The organism is Streptomyces sp. NPDC020379 (assembly GCF_044387105.1).
In the GTDB taxonomy this organism is placed as follows: Bacteria; Actinomycetota; Actinomycetes; order Streptomycetales; family Streptomycetaceae; genus Streptomyces.
In genome coordinates this window covers 163,123-183,176 of the sequence record NZ_JBIRVR010000001.1, presented here as the reverse complement: position 1 = coordinate 183,176, position 20,054 = coordinate 163,123, and the positions used below count along the sequence as shown (strand labels likewise).

The following is a 20,054-nucleotide window of genomic DNA, read 5'->3' as shown; positions in this document are numbered from 1 at the left end:
CCGTTAGTCCAACATCCGCCCGCCCTTTGTCCATGGTCACCCGCCCGAACACCCTCCAAGGTGGCGCCGTACGCACCGCGCCGTACACACCGCACGGAGGGACAGCGCAGCATGGACCCGGAACCCCCCGACAGCGGCCCCACCCGGCGGGCCGTCGTCCTCACCACCGCACTCACCGGCCTCACCACCGCCCTCCCCGCCGCGACCGCGAGCGCCGCACCCCGGGAAGCCGTCCTGCGCTCCACCGCGCTCGACGTCCGCGTCGACACCGCCTTCCCCCGCGTCGTCTCCTACACCGACCGCGCCACCGGAGCCACCCTGCACGCCCAGGAGGACCCCGTCACCACCCTCCTCGTCGACGGCGTCCCCCACACCCCCCACGTCACCGCCACCACCCACCACGACCGCGCCCGCTACACCCTCACCCTCCCCGGCGGCACCCGCGTCGACATCGAGATCCACACCGACGCCTGGCTCGTCCACTGGCGCGTCACCCGCATCACCGACACCCCCGCCCTGCGCATCGGCACCCTGGAGATCCCCGGACTCGCCCTGCTCAGCGTCCGCAGCACCCAGAGCGACCCCACCCTCCTCGCCGCCCGCATCCAGCTCGACAAGAACAGCAGCGGCGACACCCTCGTACACCCCACCCCCACCACACCCGCCGGCCCCCGCCCGGCCGGCTGCGCCTACGCCGTCGTCAGCGCGGGCCCGCTCGCCGCCGCCGTCGAGACCAACACCAGCTACGACCGGCCCGACGCGCACAGCGCCTGGGAGAACGGGCGGCTGTGGTGGCAGACCCTCCACCGCGACGGATACACCAAGACCCAGCTCACCTGCGGACAGTGGACCCACCGCGCCGCCGGAGCCGCCGTCCCCGACACCGAGCCACTGCCCTACGCCACCGTCGTCCTCACCCGCGACCGCAACGGCGACGGGAAGACGGACTGGCAGGACGCCGCCATCGCCTTCCGCGACATCATGACCGACCCGCCCGGCGCTGACGAACAGCACCTGCGCGTCGTCCCGCACATCCCCTTCAACTTCGCCAGCCAGGCCACCAACCCCTTCCTGGCCACCCTCGACCACATCAAGCGCATCGCCCTGGCCACCGACGGACTACGGCAGTTCACCCTCCTCAAGGGCTACCAGTCCGAAGGCCACGACTCCGCACACCCCGACTACGGCGGCAACTACAACGAACGCGCCGGGGGACTCGCCGACCTCAACACCCTCCTGCGCGCGGGCGAGAAGTGGCACAGCGACTTCGCCGTACACGTCAACACCACCGAGGCATACCCCGTCGCCCACGCCTTCTCCGAGCAGCTCGTCGACAAGAACGACCGGCAGTGGGACTGGCTCGACCAGTCCTACCGCATCGACGCCCGCCGCGACCTCCTCTCCGGCGGCATCGCCCGCCGCTTGTCGCGACTGCGCGCCGAGACCCACCCCGCCCTCGACACCCTCTACATCGACGTCTACCGCGAATCCGGCTGGACCTCCGACCGCCTCCAGCGCGTCCTGCGCGCCCAGGGCTGGCACATCACCACCGAATGGGGCCACGGCCTGGAGCGCTCCAGCCTCTGGTCGCACTGGGCGGGCGAGACCGACTACGGCCCCGACACCTCACGCGGCGTCAACTCCCGGCTGATCCGCTTCATCCGCCACCACCAGAAGGACGTCTTCGCCGACAAATGGCCCCTCCTGGGCACCGCGAAACTCGGCTCCTTCGAAGGCTGGCAGGGCAAGACCGACTGGGCACCCTTCTACCGGCAGCTGTGGACCGAGAACCTCCCCGCCAAATACCTCCAGGCGTACCCCGTCCACACCTGGGACGACCACCGCGTCACCTTCGCCGGCCCCACCCGCACCACCGTCTCCGACGAGGACGGCACCCGCCGCATCACCACCGACGGCCGCACCGTCTACGAAGGCGGCACCTACCTCCTGCCCTGGGAACCCCGCACCGCCACCGACCCCGCCAAGCTCTACCACTACAACCCCCGCGGCGGGACCACCACCTGGACGCTCCCGCGCGGCTGGTCGAAGCGGCGCACCGTCGTCCTCCACCGCCTCACCGACCAAGGCCGCGCCGACGCCCGCGAACTCCCCGTACACGACGGCACGGTCACCCTCGACGCCACCGCCGGACAGCCCTACGTCCTCACCCGCACCCACCGCGCCGCAGCCCTCCCCGCGGACCCCTCCTGGGGCGAGGGCACACCCCTGCGCGACCCCGGCTTCCACTCCGGCACCCTCGACGCCTGGCACGTCACCGGACCCGCCACCGTCGCCCTCAACGCCGCCGGCGACCGCGAACTGGTCATCGGCGCCGGGGCGGCGGCCGCCGTCACCCAACGCCTCACCCGCCTCGCACCGGGCACCTGGACCGCGTCCGTCCAGGTCGAGATCGGCGACACCGCGGGGGAGCGGCGCCGGGCCGGCCTGGAGATCCGTACGGCCGACGGAATCACCGCCGCCAACTGGACCGACACCTCCACCGCCGTCAACCATGTCGCCGCCGACCGCAAACACGGCACCCGCTTCCAGCGCATGTTCACCCCCTTCACCGTGCCCCCGGCGGGCGGACCCGTCACCCTCGCCCTCACCGCCACCGCGGGAGACGCCCGCGTACGTTTCGACGCCGTACGCGTCGTCCGCACCGCACACCCCCCGGCCACCCCCGAAGGCACCCTGGTCCACGAGGACTTCGAGCACGTCCCCCAGGGCTGGGGCCCCTTCGTCAAGGGCGACGCGGGCGGCGCCACCGACCCCCGCACCCATATCGCCCGACAGCACGCCCGCTACACCCGGCGCGGCTGGAACGGCAAAGCCGTCGACGATGTCATCGACGGCACCCAGTCCCTCAAATCCCGGGGCGAGAACGAAGGAGTCGTCTACCGCACCGTCCCCCACACCGTCCGCTTCACCCCCGGGCACCGCTACCGCGTCACCTTCCGCTACGAGAACGAGACGGCCGGACAGTACGCGTGGATCACCGCCGTCGACGAACCCGCACCCCGCGAGCTCCACCGCACCCCCCTGCCCGCCGCCACCCAACCCACCACCCACGCATACGAGTTCACCGCACCGGACCACGGCGAGGCATGGACCGGCCTGAGCAAGACCGGCGACGACGGCACGGCGGAATTCGTCCTGGACACCTTCACCGTCCACGACCTCGGCACCTGATCCCCCCACGGGCCCGCCCCGCTGGTCACCGCCACCGGCTGGTGACCAGCGGGAACCGGGGCGGCCACACCACAGGCCCACCCCGCCCCCTGGCAGGAAGGGCCCGCATCCACGAAGATCGGCCCCGGAGAACCCCGACCCGGAGGCCCAGCCGCATGTATCACACATGGATGAGGTACTTCACCCCAGGCCCGGTCCACCACCGGCTCGGACTCGCCTGCCTCGGTGTCGGCCTCCAGCACGGCGAACTCCCCACCGTCGGCCCCCGCACCCTCGACCACCACGTCGCCGTCGTCATCACCGCCGGCACCGGCTGGCTCCGCACCCCCGACGGCCGCACCCGCACCGTCACCGCCCCCGCCCTCATCTGGCTCACCCCCGGCACCCCCCACCACTACGGCGCCGACCCCGGCACCGGCTGGGACGAGAGCTTCGTCGACTTCACCGGCCCCGCCGTCGCCGCCTACACCGAACTCGGCTACATCGAACCCCACCGCCCCCTCGTCCCCCTCACCGACACCGCCGGCGCCCGCGCCGCCGTCAGCCGCATCGTCCGCGCCGCCCGCCGCGGCAACCCCCACCTGGAAGTCGAGACCTCCGCCGCCGTCCACGAACTCCTCATCGCCCTGCGCCGCGCCCGCGCCGACACCCCACCCGGCACCGACCCCGTCCTCGCGGCCCTCGCCCGCGACGCCTTCCTCCCGCTCTCCGTCGCCCAGCACGCCGCACGCCACGGCATGACCCCCACCGAACTGCGCACCGCCGTCCGCCGCGGCGCCGGATGCAGCCCGAAGGACTACCTCCTGCACATCCGCCTCGGCCGCGCGAAGGAACTCCTCGCCGCCACCGAGCTGCCCATAGCGGCCGTCGCCCGCCGCGTCGGCTACGACGACCCCGCCTACTTCAGCCGCCTCTTCGCCCGCCGCGTCGGCACCGCACCCGTACGCTTCCGCCGCCGCCAGGGCCGCACCGTGCCCGGCGGCTGGAGCGACCGCATCCCCGATCCGGAACACCCACCGGTCATCGGACCCCGCACTTCCGCATAGGCTCGGTGACCATGACCGACAGTGCCCCCGAGTCCGCCAGCACCGAGCTGAGCCGACTGCGCGACAGCATCGACAACATCGACGCCGCGGTGATCCACATGCTCGCCGAGCGGTTCAAATGCACCCAGCAGGTCGGCCACCTCAAGGCCGCCCACAAACTGCCCCCCGCCGACCCCGCCCGCGAGGCCCGCCAGATCGCACGCCTGCGCGAGCTCGCGGAGAACGCGAAGCTGGATCCCGCGTTCGCGGAGAAGTTCCTGAACTTCATCATCGCGGAGGTCATCCGCCACCACGAGACGATCGCCCGCTCCTGATCGCGGCCACGGTGGGGGCTCGCCGCCCCCACCGGGCCCCCGGACCTTCCGGGTTCGCCGCCCCGGGTCCCGCGAGCCTTGCGCGGGCACGTGGTTCACGCGCTTCTGACGGGGCTCGTCCCCGCGGGAACTGAGCCGGTCGCTCGCGCGCAAGGCGGACCCCGGGCTGCGCCCGGGGCTGCCGCTTGTGCCCGGCCGCCGGCCCGGTGGGGGGCTTGTCGCGCGGCTCCCCGCCCCTCCGGCGGGGCGCGCCCGACTTTCGGCTGCGGGCCGGTCGCCGCCCGCGGCGGGAGCGTCCTCAATCGCCGGGCACGGACTGAAATCGCGCACCCTGGCCGCAGCATCAAGGCCACGGTCCGCGAAAACCAGCCCGTCCGGCGCTTGAGGACAACGCGGCGAAGCCGTGTTGCGGGGTCCGGGGCGCAGCCCCGTGCGGGCTCGGGGCGAAGCCCCCGGAAGCCCCCACAGCAACCCGAACCAGCCCGTCCGGCGCCGAGGACAACGCGGCGAAGCCGCGTCACGGGGCCCGGGGCGCAGCCCCGGAACAGGCCAAGAACGAGATCATGGCCCCATGCCCGCACTGACACGTGAAGAAGCGCAGAACCGAGCCCGCCTCCTCGACGTCCACCGCTACGAGATCGACCTCGACCTCACCCGCGGCGACGACCTCTTCCGCTCCACCACCGTCATCCACTTCTCCGCCCGCACCGCGGGAGACACCTTCGTCGAGGTCAGACCCGTCACCCTGCACCACGCCACCCTCGACGGACACCCCCTCGACCCCGCCGCGCTCGACGACAACCGGCTCCCGCTCACCGGCCTCGCCCCCGGCCCCCACGAACTGCGCGTCGAAGCCGACATGCGCTACTCCCGCACCGGCGAGGGCATGCACCGCTTCACCGACCCCGCCGACGGCGAGACCTACCTCTACACCCAGACCTTCCTCGACGACGTCCAGCGCGTCTTCGCCGCCTTCGACCAGCCCGACCTCAAGGCCGTCTTCGACGCCACCGTCACCGCACCACCCGCCTGGACCGTACTCGGCAACGCCGTCGCCACCCGCACCGGCGACCCCGCCGAAGGCCGCTGGACACTCGCCACCACCCAGCCCCTGAGCACCTACTTCGTCGCCTTCGCCGCAGGCCCCTGGCACTCCGTGCGCACCGAACACGCCGGACTCCCCTTCGCCCTGCACTGCCGCCGCTCCCTGGCCCCCCACCTCGACGCCGACGCCGAGGAGATCCTCGACATCACCCGCCGCTGCTTCGACCGCTTCCACGAGATCTTCGACGAGCCCTACCCCTTCGACTCCTACGACCAGGCGTTCGTCCCCGAATTCAACGCCGGCGCCATGGAGAACCCCGGCCTCGTCACCTTCCGCGACGAATACGTCTTCCGCTCCGCCGTCACCGACACCGAACGCCAGACCCGCGGCGTGACCATCGCCCACGAGATGGCCCACATGTGGTTCGGCGACCTCGTCACCCTCCAGTGGTGGGACGACATCTGGCTCAACGAGTCCTTCGCCGAATACCTGGGCTACGAAGTGCTCGCCCGGGCCACCCGCTTCGACGGCGCCTGGACCGAATTCGCCTGCGGCCGCAAGAGCTGGGGCTACGACGCCGACCAGCGCCCCTCCACCCACCCCGTCGCCCCCGCCCCCGACGCCGTCCACGACACCGCCTCCGCCCTCCTCAACTTCGACGGCATCTCCTACGCCAAGGGCGCCTCCGCCCTCCGCCAGCTCGTCGCCTGGCTCGGCGAGAAGGACTTCCTCGCCGGCATCAACGACCACTTCGCCCGCCACCGCTTCGGCAACGCCACCCTCGCCGATTTCATCGACTCCCTCACCCGCGCCTCCGGCCGCGACGTCCAGGCATGGGCCGACACCTGGCTCCGCACCACCGGCGTCGACACCCTCACCCCCACGATCACCGAAACCGACGGCCACTGGCACCTCACCGTCCACCAGCACGGCACCCGCCCGCACCGCATCGCCTTCGGCGCCTACGGCCACGACCCCGCACACCCCACCCGCCTCACCCTCCGCGACCGCTACGAGACCGACGTACCCCAGCCCGCACCCGCCGCCCTCCCCGGCCCCCGCCCCGCCCTCCTCCTGCCCAACGACGGCGACCTCACCTACGCCAAGATCCGCCTCGACCCCGCCTCCTGGGACACCGCCGTACGCTCCCTCTCCGGCCTCCCCGACCCCCTCGCCCGCGCCGTCGTCTGGAACGCCGCCCGCGACATGGTCCGCGACGCCGAACTCACCCCCGCCGCCTACCTCGAAGCCGCCCGCGCCCACCTGCCCCACGAAACCGACACCGCCATCACCCACGGCGTCCTCGCCTTCGCCCGCCGGCAGATCACCGACCGCTACATCCACCCCACCGCCCGCCCCGAAGCCCTCGCCACCCTCACCGGCCTCTGCCGCGTCCTCCTCGACCGCACCCCCGGCCCCGACACCCAGGGCCTGCGCCTCACCGCCGTACGCACCCTCATCGACAGCACCACCACCCCCGGCACCCTCCACGACTGGCTCACCACCGGCACCGCACCCGGCGGCCCCGCCCTCGACCCCGAACTCCGCTGGCGCGCCCTCGCCCGCCTCGCCGCCCTCGGCGCCACCACCCCCGCCGCCATCGACGCCGAACTCGCCCGCGACCCCAGCGCCACCGGCCAGGAAGGCGCCGCGCGCTGCCACGCCGCCCTCCCCGACCCCACGGCCAAACAAGCCGCCTGGGATGCCATGTACACCCGCGACGACCTCTCCAACTACCTCTTCATCGCCACCGCCCAGGGCTTCTGGCAGCCCGAACAGCTCGACCTCCTGCGCCCCTACCGCGACCGCTGGTTCCCCGCCGCCACCGCACTCGCCACCCGCCGCGGCCCCGCACTCGCCGACGCCGCCGGCCGGCACGGCTTCCCGCTCCCCTTCGTCGACACCGACACCCTCCGCCTCGGCGAGGAATGCCTGGCCGGCACCGCCCCCACCCCCGCACTGCGCCGCAAGCTCACCGACCAGACCGACGACCTCCGCCGCGCCCTGACCATCCGCACCGCCCGCCCGTAACACCGCACGAACCCGTAACGCCCCACGCCCTAACACCCCATGAAAGAGCCGAGGCTCCCGTGACCCAGATCAGGGTCACGGGAGCCTCGGCACACTCCGCGGCGCTCGGCGCCGCCCGCGTCAGTCGCGCTTCTCGCCCACCGCGTCCGACGGCTCGGCCGTACGCAGCTCCTCCAGGAAACGGTCGACGACGCCGCTCTCACGAGCGAAGTCCGCCAGCGGCTCACCGGAGATCCGGCCCGCCAGCTCCGTCGCCAGCACACCGACCTGCTCACGCAGCTCGGCCTCCGCGACCGCACGCTCCGCGTCGATCACGGCGTGCCCGGCCGAGATGATCTCCTCGCGCTGCCGCTGACCCTCGGCCCGCAGCTCCGCGATGATCGCCGTGCCCTGCTCCACCGACTCCTGACGCAGGCGAGCGGCCTCGTGCCGCGCCTCGGCCAGCAGCTCCTGGTACTCGGCGTGCACCCGCGCGGCCTCCGCGCGCGTCGCCTCCGCCTCGTCGAAACGCCCGTCGGTGGCCTTCTCGCGCTCGACGAGGACCTTGCTGATCCGGGGGAGCAGCACCTTCGCCATCACGGCGAAAACGATGAAGAAGAGGACGAACCCAAGGACGAGCGGCGCGGGCTCGGGCTTGAGCGGCCCTACGTCGATAGCGAGAAAGTTCATGGCCATGAGTGCAGATTAGTCGACGCCGCGCCCGAAGTCCGCCCCGCACCCCATTAGCAGACCCAACTCTCCGCCGTCGCACGGCATACCACCATCGGGCGAAACCCCTCCGGACCCCGGTCACCGAACGTACGCCCACAGTAACTTGATGCAGTTACTGCCCGTCCCGCGCCCGCTCGCGCCCGTCCCGTACCCGTCCCGCGCCCGTTACAAGCAGGCCCCGACCCCACCCGCCCACCCCCACGACACAACCCAAAAGGGGGCACCAGCATGTCCGGAACCACCCTCCCGCCCCTCGCCGGAGGCACCGAGGGACCCTCGGCGCTCCGCCCCCTCCTCGACACCGTCCTCGACGCCCTCACCCACGGCGCCACCACCCGCGCCGGCCCCCTCCCGCACGGCGGCCCCCACACCGTCACCGCACGCGTACGCGCCACCGGCCCCGCCCTCCCCACCACCGGCACCGGCCCCCACGAAGCCCTCCGCACCCTCGTGACGACCCTCGCCGAAGGCGCCGCCGACCCCGCCGACCCGCACTGCGCCGCCCACCTCCACAGCCCACCGCTCGCCCTCGCCACCGCCGCCGACCTCGCCGCGAGCGCCCTCAACCCCTCACTCGACTCCTGGGACCAGGCACCCGGCGCCTCCGCCCTGGAAACCGAGGTCCTCCACGCCCTGGCCGCCCTCGCCTACCCCCACCACCCCGCACCCGACGCCGTCACCACCACCGGCGGCACGGAGTCCAACCACCTCGCCCTCCTGCTCGCACGCGAGGAAGCCCGCAGAGGACGGCACAGGAGAAAAGCCGGGGGAGGACCCGGGGGAAGGCCCAGGGGAGCACGCACCGCCACAGCACCCGACGGCGCACACGACCCGGCGGCCGGAATCACACCCGGAACCACACCCCGCACCACCACGTACGACTCCTCGTACGGCACCTCACCCCGGCCCGACCACACCCTCCGCGTCATCTGCGGCGCCAACGCCCACCACAGCATCCACCGCGCCACCTGGCTCCTCGGCCTCCCCGCACCCCACGTCCTGCCCACCCCCACCGGCACCGTCGACCCCGCACACCTCCACACCGCACTCCACACCCACCACGGCACCCCCACCCTCGTCGTCGCCACCGCCGGCACCACCGACACCGGCCGCATCGACCCCCTGCCCCACCTCGCCGACCTCTGCGACACCCACCACGCCCGCCTCCACATCGACGCCTCCTACGGCGGCACCCTCCTCTTCAGCGACACCCTCCGCCCCGCGCTCCACGGCCTCGACCGCGCCCACACCATCGCCCTCGACCTGCACAAACTCGGCTGGCAACCCATCGCCGCCGGCCTCCTCGCCGTCCCCGACACCACCGCGCTCCACCCCCTCGCCCACCAGGCCGACTACCTCAACGCCCCCGACGACACCGAAGCCGGCCACCCCGACCTCCTCGGCCGCTCCCTGCGCACCACCCGCCGACCCGACATCCTCAAGATCGCCGTCACCCTCCGCGCCCTCGGCCGCACCGGCATGGGCCGCCTCGTCGAACGCGTCTGCGCCACCGCACACCACCTCGCCGACCTCATCGACGCCCACCCCCGCTTCGAACTGCACGCCCGCCCCACCCTCAGCACCGTCCTCTTCCGCCCCACCGGTGCCGACGACCACACCATCGCCACCACCCGCCGCCGCCTCCTCCACCACGGCCACGCCGTCCTCGGCCGCGCCACCACCTCCGACGGCCTCTGGCTCAAGACCACCCTCCTCAACCCCCACACCACCACCCACCACCTCCGCACCCTCCTCAACCTCGTGGAAGGCCACATCACCCCATGAACCACCCCAACCCCCCGAAAAAGACCCCCCACAACACCCCCGACACCACCCCCCAACCAGGCCCCCGCACCACCCCCGAGCAACCCCTCGACATCGCCGGCATCGGCATCGGCCCCTTCAACCTCTCCCTCGCCGCCCTCGCCCACGGCCTCCCCGACCTCCGCACCGCCTGCTACGACCAGACCCCCACCTTCCGCTGGCACCCCGGCCTCCTCATCGACGGCACCGCCCTCCAAGTCCCCTTCCTCGCCGACCTCGTCACCCTCGCCGACCCCACCAGCCCCTGGAGCTTCCTCAACTACCTCAAGGACCGCGAACGCCTCTACCCCTTCTACTTCGCCGAGCGATTCCACATCCAACGCGCCGAATACGACGCCTACTGCCGCTGGGTCAGCCAATCCCTCCCCGGCCTCCACTTCGGCCACCAGATCGACGCCCTCCGCTGGAACCCCGAACGCAACCTCTTCGAAATCGACTACACCCAACTCGACACCGAAGGAGAAGCCGAAGCACTCGGCCGCGCCTACGCCCGCAACCTCGTCCTCGGCGTCGGCACCACACCCCACATCCCCGAACCCCTGCGCCCCCTCACCGAAGCCCCCAACGTCCCCGTCATCCACTCGGCCGACTACCTCGACCACCGCGAAAAGATCCTCGCCGCCGACCACATCACCGTCATCGGCTCCGGCCAGTCCGGCGCCGAAGTCTTCCTCGACCTCCTCCGCAACCGCCCCACCGGCCGCGAAAAACTCCACTGGCTCGCCCGCACCCCCGCCTTCGCCCCCATGGAATACAGCAAACTCGGGCTCGAACAATTCACCCCCGACTACACCCGCTACTTCCACGCCCTCCCCGAAGGCGTACGCAACCAACTCCTGCCCCAGCAATGGCAACTCCACAAAGGCATCGCCGCCGAAACCCTCGCCGACATCCACGAAGAGCTCTACCGCCGCAGCCTCCACGGCGGCTGGCCCGACACCGTCCTCACCCCCGGAGTCTTCGTCCGCACCGCCGGCCGCGTCGGCACCACCCGCGTCGAACTCCACCTCGAACACGCCCAGCAAGGCACCCGCTCCCGCATCACCACCGACGCCGTCGTCCTCGCCACCGGCTACCGCGAACGCCGCACCGACACCCTCCTCGCCGCCCTCGACCCCTACATCCGCCGCGACCACAGCGACCGCCCCCGCATCGACGAGAACCACCGCCTCGTCCTCGACCCCCTCGTCAAGGGCGCCGTCCACGTCCAGAACGCCGAAACCCACACCCACGGCATCGGCACCCCCGACCTCGGCCTCGCCGCCTGGCGCAGCGCCGTCATCCTCAACGCCATCACCGGCAAGACCGCCTACCCCCTCCCCGAACGCACCGCCTTCACCACCTTCGGCCTGGAGCCGCGGCCACAGCCGCGACCCCGGACCACCACCTCAGAAGACCGGCGCACCATCCCGCGTCAACTTCCAGTCCACTGACGCGAAACGCCCCACATCGATCGCCCCCTGGGCCTTCACCCACGAGATGATCGTGTTACGGATCTCCTCCGAATTCGCCCACACCTGCTGCGCCCGGGCGACATGCGGAAAATTCCCCCCGCCACTCGCCCGGTAATTGTTCACCGCCAGCACAAACCGCGCCGCGTCGTCCAGCGGCTTCCCGTCGAACGTGAGCTTCGCGATCCGCGCCCCCGGCGCCTTCGCGATGTCGATCTCGTACGAGAGGCCGCTGACCACGTCATAATTGAAATCCGGAATGTTCTCCGCATTCGTCAGCTTCGCCGGATCCACCGGACCACCCGGAGCCGTCCGCACGTAATACCGCGCCGAGAACTCCAGATACTCCCGCACCTGAGCACCCGTCAACACCCGGGCCTCCAGCGTGTTCTCGAACGGATACAGACCCGCCACCTCACGGATCGACACCTTCCCCGCCGGCACCCCCGCCGTCCGCGAGAAACACGACGCCTGCGACAACACCGGCAACCCCGCGAACGCCGAACCCTTCAGCGCCGCACGCACCGTCTCCGCCTGCACATGATTGATGAAATCAATCACCGGCGTGTCCTTGTACGCCGCCTCCGCCGCACTCATCGCCGCCGACGACGTACCGATCACCTGATTCACATACGCCACCACCTTCCGGTGCTCACCCCGCAACAACCGAGTGATCTTCGGGTCCTCGGCGACCGCATTCGAATTCAGCACCTTCGCCCCCACCGATGCCACCCGCCAACAACCCCGCTCCCACACCAGATCGAAGTCGAACACCGTCAACCGCTGCCCCCACTTCAACGGCTCCGACAACACCACCTCCCGGCCCGACTCCTTGTTCACCACCCGACGCTCGGGAATCTCCACATGCGCATGCCCCACCAAAATCGCATCGATCCCCGGCACGCGCTCCGCCACCAACGCCGCCGCATTCTCCACATACGGCAACTGATCCCCGTACGACGACGTACCACTCGCCCCCGAATGCGCCGCCACGATCACCACATCCGCACCCATCGACCGAAGCTTCGGCACCCACTTCGCCGCCTGCTCCTCCAGCCCCGGGAACACCATCTTCCCCTGCACATTCGCCTTGTCCCAGATCGCGATCCCCGGATTCGTCAACCCCAGCACCGCCACCCGCACATCCCGCCCGAACGGCGTCCGCACCCGCTTGATCACATACGGCGGAAAAGCCGGACGCAACGTCTTCGCATCCAACGCGTTCGCACCCAGCAACGGGAAATCGCACTGCTCCTCGAACTTCCGCAGCACCGGAATACCGTAATTGAACTCGTGATTCCCCAGCGCCGCCGCGTCATACCCGATCGCATTCATCGCCCGCGCCATCGGATGCACCGGACCATGCGCCTTCGTGATCGGATCCACCCGCGCGTAGTAATACGACAGCTGAGTGCCCTGAATCGTGTCACCCGCGTCGATCAGCAGCGTATTCCGCCGCCCCTTCTCCTTACGGACCCCATTCACCAGCGTCGAGATCTTCGCCAGCCCCACATCGTTGTGCGCCTGGTCATCGAACTCCGCATCCGTGAAATAGTCCCAGTTGAAGACATTCCCGTGCAGATCCGTCGTCCCCAGCACCGTCAACGCGTAATGCCGGCCCCGGCCACCACCCGAGCCCGCCACCGCCTCCCGCGCCTCGGCCGACCCGGTACCCACCGACCCCACCAGCGCGACACCCGCACCCGTGGCAGCCGTACGCCCCAGGAAATTCCTCCGGTTCAACGCCACTTCAACTCCCAGAATCTCGCAGCTCAACTCAACGACAACGCGCGTAGATTCTGGCGTCCGCCACCCCAACCACAACACCCCCACAAGGTTGCGAAACGGTGACTCCCACGTGGCGTCCCCCACGCCCCGGCCTGAGACGCTGACCCCATGACCACACCCGCACCGCTGCCCTACGGAACCCCCGACAGCCCCCGACTCGCCGTCCGCGGCGAAGCCCGCCTCGAAGTCGACCCCGAAATCGCCCACATCAGCATCACCATCAGCGCCCGCGGCACCGACCGCACCACAGCACTCAACGACCTCACCCGCCGCAACAACCACACCCTCGACCTGCTCAAGACCTACGGCGACACCGTCGAAAAACTCGAAACCGGCACCTTCACCATCACCCCCCAACTCACCGAAAAAGGCCGCCACGAACGCATCCACGCCTACCACGGCAACGTCCGCCTCACCGCCACCCTCAGCGACTTCACCACCCTCGGCGAACTCACCACCCGCCTCGCAGCCCTCGACCTCACCAGCGTCGACGGCCCCTGGTGGGCACTGCGCCCCGACTCACCCGCCCACCGCGAAGCCCGCCGGCAAGCCGTCCGCGAAGCCGTGCAACGCGCCCGCGAATACGCCGGCGCCCTCGGCGCCCAGCTCGTCGCCCTCGTGGAACTCGCCGACCTCGGCGCCGAGAACACCGCCCCCGCCGGCCTGCCGCCCGCCCCCGGCGGCCTCATGCGCTCGGTCGGCTACGGCGGCGCCGCCCCCGCCCCCGCACTCGACCTCGAACCCCAGCGCCAGAACGTCTACGCACAGGTCAACGCACGGTTCACCATGACGCCCCCCGCACTCTGACGACGCTCGCGCGGGGCGTGCGCGAACGCTCATCGGAGCACCCCCGCGCACGTTTCACTAATTGTCAACGAGCTTTTACCAAACGGACGTTGGGGACTTGGACTCGACCAATTCTCTACCCACCGGTAGGTCATAAGGTCGTGCCATGCGCCGAGCAAAAATCGTCTGCACCCTGGGACCGGCCACCGACTCGTACGAGCAGATCAAGTCACTCGTCGAAGCCGGAATGGACGTCGCCCGGTTCAACCTCAGCCATGGCACCTACGTCGACCACGAGGCGCGCTACCACCGAGTACGCAAAGCCGCCGAAGAAACCGGCCGCAGCATCGGCATCCTCGCCGACCTTCAAGGCCCGAAGATCCGCCTCGGCCGATTCCATGAAGGCCCCGTACTTCTTGAACGCGGCGACGAGTTCACCATCACCGTCGAAGACATCGAAGGCGACCGCCACCACTGCGGCACCACCTACGACGGACTCGCCGCCGACGTCACCAAAGGCGAACGCATCCTCGTCGACGACGGCCGCGTCACTCTCGAAGTCACCCACGTCGACGGCCCCCGCGTACGCACCATCGTCATCGAAGGCGGCATGGTCTCCGACCATAAGGGCCTCAACCTCCCCGGCGTCGCCGTCTCCGTCCCCGCCCTCTCCGAAAAGGACGTCGAAGACCTCCGCTGGGCCATCAGGACCGGCGCCGACATCATCGCCCTCTCCTTCGTCCGCAGCGCAGACGACATCGTCGACGTCCACCGGGTCATGGACGACGAAGGCCGCCGCCTCCCCGTCATCGCGAAAATCGAAAAGCCCCAAGCCGTCGAGAACCTCCCCGGCATCGTCGACGCCTTCGACGGCATCATGGTCGCCCGCGGCGACCTCGGCGTCGAAATGCCCCTCGAAGCAGTCCCGATCGTGCAGAAGCGCGCCATCAAACTCGCCCGACGCAACGCCAAACCGGTCATCGTCGCCACCCAAATGCTCGACTCCATGATCGACGCATCCCGCCCCACCCGCGCCGAAGCCTCCGACGTCGCCAACGCGGTCATCGACGGCACCGATGCCGTCATGCTTTCGGGTGAGACCAGCGTCGGCAAATACCCCGTCGAAACGGTCAAGACCATGGGCCGCATCGTCGCCGCCGCCGAGGAGGACATCCTCGCCAAGGGCCTCCCACCCCTCAGTGAACGCGGCAAACCCCGCACCCAAGGCGGCTCCGTCGCCCGCGCCGCCGCCGAAATGGGCGACTTCCTCGGCGCCACCTACCTCGTCGCCTTCACCCAATCCGGCGACACCGCACGCCGCTTGTCCCGCTACCGCTCACCGATCCCTCTGCTGGCCTTCACCCCCGAGCCGGCCACCCGCTCACAACTCAACCTCACCTGGGGCGTGGAGACCTTCCTGGGACCCATGGTCCAGACGACCGACGAAATGGTCGACCAGGTCGACGAACACCTGCTGAAGATCGGCCGCTGTCAGAAGGGCGACGTGGTCATCATCACCGCCGGCTCCCCGCCGGGGGTCGCCGGAACCACCAACCTCGTACGGGTCCACCACATCGGAGAGGAGTGAAAAACCGGCCTCAACACCGCCTGGAACGGCCCCTGCACGGGCTCCGCAGGGGGAACGCACAACCGTACGACCCGGGCCGAGGGTGACGGGCCCACCCCGCTCGCACTCCGGCCCCAGCGGCCCGCCGACGCCCGCACACCATAGGCCCCGACCTGGGCTTTCACGCGCTCCGGCCCTACGGTTTCCCCAGACGGAAGGGGGACCGGATGGACCGGAACATCCGCACGGTCGACGACGTACTGGGGCTCCTCGACGGCCTGTTCGCACCGGAAGCCGACCGCTGGACAGCCGGCGGCGCCACCTGGTGGGACGGCTTCTACAACGACCGGACAAAACTCGTGCCGTTCTTCGTCGCCAAACCGGACGAGAACCTGGCCTCGTACATCGACCGCGGGCTGATCACCCCCGGCCGAGCCCTCGACCTGGGCTGCGGCCCGGGCCGCAACGCGCTGCACCTGGCCGCGCTGGGCTTCCAGGTGGACGCGGTCGATCTCTCCCCGACAGCCATCACCTGGGCCGAGGAACGCGCCCGCGAGGCCGGGGCCGACATCCGCTTCCACTGCGGCGACGCGTTCGCTCTGGCCGAGACCGAACTGACGGGCCCCTACGACCTGATCTACGACTCGGGCTGCTTCCATCATCTGCCGCCCCACCGTCGCATCAGCTACCGCGCTCTTCTCGATCGTGTGCTTGCCCCGGGCGGCCACTTGGGCCTGACCTGCTTCGCGGCTGGAGCGATGGGCTCCGAACTCTCCGACGCGGCGCTCTACCGGGAGTCGGGCCTTGGGGGTGGGCTCGCTTATACGCCGGAGGCGTTGCGCTGGATCTTCTCCGACCTGGAGGAGGCCGAACTCCGGCGGATGCGGGATGAATTGCCGGAGTCTTCGTATTACGGCGTGCCGTTTCTGTGGGCGGCGCTGTTCCGGCGAGGGGTGTAAGGGTCAGTACTTGGGGCCTATGTGGGTGTCCATGAGGGCGACGGATGCTTTGCGGGCTACGGAGATGTTGTACGGGTCCTTGCCGCGCCGCGTGGTCTTCCATTCGACGCCGACCTTGTCGAGGGTGTCGGAGTAGAGGTTCAGGATGTCTTCCGACTTGTTGGTGAAGAGGTACCTCGGGTACTCGTAGCGCTTGTGCTCACCCCCGACGAGGCGGATGGTCCAGTTCGTTACCCGGCACCCGTCGGAATGGATCAGCCCGCGTATGAACTCCCAAGGGTGGGCGTCCACGATGCGTTGTTGCCACGATTCGAGGGAGATGCGCCGTTCGTGCTTCTTGCCGGGGCCGTGCTGAGGGAACAAGCACGGCCAGTGCTGGCTGTACGACTTGACCTCGACGCAGCCGTCACGCTGCCGCTGATTCACGCTGGGCAAGGACATGACCTTGCGCATGGCGGCCCCTGCGCTCTCGATCAGGCCGGGCCAGGCGTCAGCGCAGTAGATGGACAAGTGGTGTTGCTTGGGCTTGGAGATGATGTGGCCATCGCCGAGGTAGAGGCCGAGCAAGTAGGCGTACGCCGGGCCGTCCAGGGCCTGATCTGTGCATCTGGGGCAGTCGGTTGGGTGAGTGAAAGTCTCGCCATGGCGTCGCCGGTCCTCGTAGCGCCACCAGCCGACTGTGCCTCGCGGGACGCCGAGTTGTTCGGCCACTGCTCGATTGGCCATGCCTTGCCGCATCAGAGTCACGGCCCGATTGCGCGTCTGGGAGTCGTACATGACTGCGAGCTTGGCTGGATTCAAGCCATCGGGAGCCGGTTCGAAGGTGCGTTCACCGGAGTGAGTGAAGATCGCCAATCACTGGCTGACCTTGGAAGTGAAGGTGAAGTGCCCTGGGTGGGATTCGAACCCACACTGAATACTGTTTGAGAGTATCGTCTCTGCCATTGGACTACCAGGGCTGGCCTATGAAACCAAGGTTAGCGGAATCCCGCTGTGCGTCAAACATACAGGACCTAGGTAGGCTCATGGGGCACCACCTGCCCCCATCGAGGAGACCCGTGACCGCCGCCGAGCCCACGCCGCCCGTCGACGACGAGCAGCCGCACATCCCTCCCCACACCACCCGCGTCGTGATCGCCGAGGACGAGGCCCTCATCCGGCTCGATCTCAAAGAGATGCTCGAAGAAGAGGGGTACTCCGTAGTCGGCGAGGCGGGCGACGGGGAGACCGCGGTCGCGCTCGCCCGGGAGCACAAGCCGGACCTGGTCATCCTGGACGTGAAGATGCCCGTCCTCGACGGGATCTCCGCCGCCGAGCAGATCGCCGCGGACTCGATCGCGCCGGTGCTGATGCTCACCGCCTTCTCGCAGCGCGAGCTCGTGGAGCGGGCGCGGGACGCCGGGGCGATGGCGTATCTCGTGAAGCCGTTCAGCAAGAGCGACGTGGTGCCCGCCATCGAGATGGCGGTGTCGCGCTTCACCGAGCTGAAGGCGCTGGAGCAGGAGGTCGCCGACCTTTCCCAGCGGCTGGAGACGCGGAAGCTCGTGGACCGGGCGAAGAGCGTTCTCCAGACGCAGTACGGGCTGACGGAGCCGGCCGCGTTCCGGTGGATCCAGAAGACGTCGATGGACCGGCGGCTGTCCATGCAGCAGGTGGCCGAGGCGGTCATCGAGGACGCCGAGGAGAAGAAGGCCAAGGGGTAGTAGACAGCGGAAGGAAAGGGCCCGCGCCATGGAATGGCGCGGGCCCTTTCCCTATGTCTCAGTCCTCCCCGAGATACGCCTTTCGCACCGATTCGTCGTGCAGAAGATCCGCGCCCGACCCCGAAAGGGAAATCTTTCCGATTTCCATGACGTGGCCCTGGTCGGCGAGTGACAGCGCGGCCTGTGCGTTCTGTTCGACGAGCAGGATGGTGGTGCCGGTGTCCTTGAGTTCGGCGATGGTCTCCATGATCTTCTGCATCATGATCGGGGAGAGGCCCATGGAGGGCTCGTCGAGCATGAGGAGCTTGGGGCGGGACATCAGGGCCCGGCCCATGGCGAGCATCTGCTGTTCGCCGCCGGAGAGGGTGCCCGCGGCCTGCTTTGCTCGTTCGCCGAGGATGGGGAAGAGCTCGTAGGCGCGCTGGATGTCCTGCTGGATGCCGCTGGTGTCCTTGCGGAGGAACGCTCCGAGCTGGAGGTTCTCGGCGATGGTGAGGCGGGGGAAGATGTGGCGGCCTTCGGGGGAGTGGGCGAGGCCGAGGGCGACGATCTCGTGGGCGGGGGTGCCGACGATGTCGCGGCCGTCGAAGCGGACGGTGCCGCCGAGTGGCTTGATGAGGCCGGAGAGGGTGCGGAGCGTGGTGGTCTTCCCGGCGCCGTTGGTGCCGATGAGGGTGACGATCCGGCCGGTCTCGACGGTGAAGGTGATTCCCTTGACGGCTTCGATCTTGCCGTAGGCGACGCGGAGGTTCCGGACCTCCAGGAGGGCGGTCATCGGTCCTCCTCCGCGTGGGCGGCTTCCGCTTCCGCTTCCGCGGCTTCGACTTCGGCGACTTCCTCCTGGCCGGGGGCGCCTTCGAAGGGTGTGCCGAGGTAGGCGGCGATGACGCGTTCGTCGGCCTGGACGGTGTCCGAGGTGCCTTCGACGAGCTTTTCGCCTTGGACGAGGACGGCGACGCGGTCGCAGAGATTGAAGATGAAGCGCATGTCGTGCTCGATGACGAGGACGGCGGTGCCCTGTGCGCGGATGGCGCGGACGAGTGTTTCGGTGGCGCGGGTCTCCTGGGGGTTCATTCCGGCGGTGGGTTCGTCGAGCAGGAGGAGTCCGGGGTCGCTGGCGAGCGCGCGGGCGATTTCGAGCTTGCGTTGTTCGCCGTAGGGGAGGTTGCGGGCGAGGTGGTCGGCTTTGTGGGTGAGGCCGGTGAAGTCGAGGAGTTCCATGGCGCGTCGGGTGGAGGCGGTTTCGGCGCGGTGGAAGCGTGGGCTGCGGAGGAGGGCGGCGAAGAGTCCTTCTTTGGTGCGGGTGTGGCGGCCGACGAGGACGTTTTCGAGGACGGTCATATTGGCGAAGAGCCGGATGTTCTGGAAGGTGCGGGCGATGCCGGCTCGGGTGACGAGGTGGGGTTTGGGCGGGAGGACGGTGTCGCGGTAGGTGACGGTGCCTTCGGTGGGGCGGTAAAGGCCGGTGAGGCAGTTGAAGAAGGTGGTTTTTCCGGCGCCGTTGGGGCCGATGAGTCCGACGATTTCGTGCTGGTGGACGGTGAGGTCGACGGTGCGTACGGCGGTGAGGCCGCCGAAGCGCATGGTGACGCCGGTGGCGGTGAGGACGGGGGCGTCGTGGGTGGTGTTCATGGTGG

At 69.9% G+C, this 20,054-nt stretch carries 15 protein-coding genes and 1 tRNA gene; 10 read left to right on the top strand and 6 right to left on the bottom strand.

Features of this window, described 5'->3' with window-relative positions; all coding sequences use genetic code 11:
- Nucleotides 1-111: 111 nt before the first annotated feature.
- The 4 genes from ACH427_RS00845 to pepN all read left to right on the top strand — a co-directional run bounded on the left by ACH427_RS00845 (nucleotide 112) and on the right by pepN (nucleotide 7,628).
- On the top strand, nucleotides 112-3,192 hold the full coding sequence (locus ACH427_RS00845) for an endo-alpha-N-acetylgalactosaminidase family protein (RefSeq protein ID WP_398867185.1): 3,081 nt from the start codon (nucleotides 112-114) through the stop codon (nucleotides 3,190-3,192).
- Between the two features lie 155 nt (nucleotides 3,193-3,347).
- Nucleotides 3,348-4,238, top strand: a complete 891-nt coding sequence (locus ACH427_RS00840; RefSeq protein ID WP_398867184.1) for a helix-turn-helix domain-containing protein — start codon at nucleotides 3,348-3,350, stop codon at nucleotides 4,236-4,238.
- Between the two features lie 11 nt (nucleotides 4,239-4,249).
- Nucleotides 4,250-4,552 carry a chorismate mutase gene (locus ACH427_RS00835; protein ID WP_366007163.1) on the top strand — a complete coding sequence of 101 codons (303 nt, stop codon included), beginning with the start codon at nucleotides 4,250-4,252 and terminating at the stop codon, nucleotides 4,550-4,552.
- A gap of 571 nt (nucleotides 4,553-5,123) precedes the next feature.
- Nucleotides 5,124-7,628, top strand: a complete 2,505-nt coding sequence (pepN, locus tag ACH427_RS00830; RefSeq protein WP_398867183.1) for an aminopeptidase N — start codon at nucleotides 5,124-5,126, stop codon at nucleotides 7,626-7,628.
- Nucleotides 7,629-7,748: 120 nt separating this feature from the next.
- Here the strand turns inward: pepN and atpF are convergent, their stop codons facing one another.
- Nucleotides 7,749-8,303 carry a F0F1 ATP synthase subunit B gene (gene atpF / locus ACH427_RS00825; protein ID WP_398867182.1) on the bottom strand — a complete coding sequence of 185 codons (555 nt, stop codon included), beginning with the start codon at nucleotides 8,301-8,303 and terminating at the stop codon, nucleotides 7,749-7,751.
- A 264-nt stretch (nucleotides 8,304-8,567) separates the two neighbouring features.
- Between atpF and ACH427_RS00820 the strand changes: the two genes are divergently transcribed.
- Both ACH427_RS00820 and ACH427_RS00815 read left to right on the top strand, forming a co-directional pair.
- Nucleotides 8,568-10,124, top strand: coding sequence for a pyridoxal phosphate-dependent decarboxylase family protein (locus tag ACH427_RS00820; RefSeq protein WP_398867181.1), 1,557 nt, complete (start codon nucleotides 8,568-8,570; stop codon nucleotides 10,122-10,124).
- The gene (locus tag ACH427_RS00815; RefSeq protein WP_398867180.1) at nucleotides 10,121-11,596 is read left to right on the top strand and encodes a lysine N(6)-hydroxylase/L-ornithine N(5)-oxygenase family protein; all 1,476 of its coding nucleotides are present in this window, start codon (nucleotides 10,121-10,123) and stop codon (nucleotides 11,594-11,596) included. Before ACH427_RS00820 ends, ACH427_RS00815 begins: the two co-directional genes overlap by 4 nt.
- Here the strand turns inward: ACH427_RS00815 and ACH427_RS00810 are convergent.
- Nucleotides 11,552-13,363, bottom strand: coding sequence for a bifunctional metallophosphatase/5'-nucleotidase (locus ACH427_RS00810; protein WP_398867179.1), 1,812 nt, complete (start codon nucleotides 13,361-13,363; stop codon nucleotides 11,552-11,554). The genes ACH427_RS00815 and ACH427_RS00810 overlap by 45 nt on opposite strands.
- Nucleotides 13,364-13,510: 147 nt before the next feature.
- On the opposite strand from ACH427_RS00810, the gene ACH427_RS00805 reads away from it, so the two are divergent.
- The 3 genes from ACH427_RS00805 (at nucleotide 13,511) to ACH427_RS00795 (ending at nucleotide 16,714) form a co-directional block, all read left to right on the top strand.
- Nucleotides 13,511-14,209, top strand: coding sequence for an SIMPL domain-containing protein (locus ACH427_RS00805; protein ID WP_398867178.1), 699 nt, complete (start codon nucleotides 13,511-13,513; stop codon nucleotides 14,207-14,209).
- 145 nt (nucleotides 14,210-14,354) lie between these two features.
- Entirely contained in the window at nucleotides 14,355-15,776 is a 1,422-nt protein-coding gene (gene pyk / locus ACH427_RS00800) for a pyruvate kinase (protein ID WP_398867177.1), read from the top strand.
- 206 nt (nucleotides 15,777-15,982) lie between these two features.
- Nucleotides 15,983-16,714 carry a class I SAM-dependent methyltransferase gene (locus ACH427_RS00795; RefSeq protein WP_398867176.1) on the top strand — a complete coding sequence of 244 codons (732 nt, stop codon included), beginning with the start codon at nucleotides 15,983-15,985 and terminating at the stop codon, nucleotides 16,712-16,714.
- Between the two features lie 3 nt (nucleotides 16,715-16,717).
- Here ACH427_RS00795 and ACH427_RS00790 read toward each other — a convergent pair whose 3' ends face one another.
- Nucleotides 16,718-17,452: a helix-turn-helix domain-containing protein gene (locus ACH427_RS00790; RefSeq protein ID WP_398867483.1), complete on the bottom strand. Its 735-nt coding sequence runs from the start codon at nucleotides 17,450-17,452 to the stop codon at nucleotides 16,718-16,720.
- 148 nt (nucleotides 17,453-17,600) lie between these two features.
- Nucleotides 17,601-17,673: transfer RNA gene (locus ACH427_RS00785), tRNA-Leu, on the bottom strand.
- Between the two features lie 99 nt (nucleotides 17,674-17,772).
- Here ACH427_RS00785 and ACH427_RS00780 point away from each other — a divergent pair.
- The gene (locus ACH427_RS00780; protein ID WP_398867175.1) at nucleotides 17,773-18,417 is read left to right on the top strand and encodes an ANTAR domain-containing response regulator; all 645 of its coding nucleotides are present in this window, start codon (nucleotides 17,773-17,775) and stop codon (nucleotides 18,415-18,417) included.
- 58 nt (nucleotides 18,418-18,475) lie between these two features.
- On the opposite strand, the gene ACH427_RS00775 is transcribed toward ACH427_RS00780, so the two are convergent.
- Together ACH427_RS00775 and ACH427_RS00770 are read right to left on the bottom strand one after the other, a co-directional pair.
- Entirely contained in the window at nucleotides 18,476-19,192 is a 717-nt protein-coding gene (locus tag ACH427_RS00775; protein ID WP_398867174.1) for an ABC transporter ATP-binding protein, read from the bottom strand.
- Nucleotides 19,189-20,049 carry an ABC transporter ATP-binding protein gene (locus tag ACH427_RS00770; RefSeq protein ID WP_398867173.1) on the bottom strand — a complete coding sequence of 287 codons (861 nt, stop codon included), beginning with the start codon at nucleotides 20,047-20,049 and terminating at the stop codon, nucleotides 19,189-19,191. Before ACH427_RS00770 ends, ACH427_RS00775 begins: the two co-directional genes overlap by 4 nt.
- Between the last annotated feature and the right edge of the window lie 5 nt (nucleotides 20,050-20,054).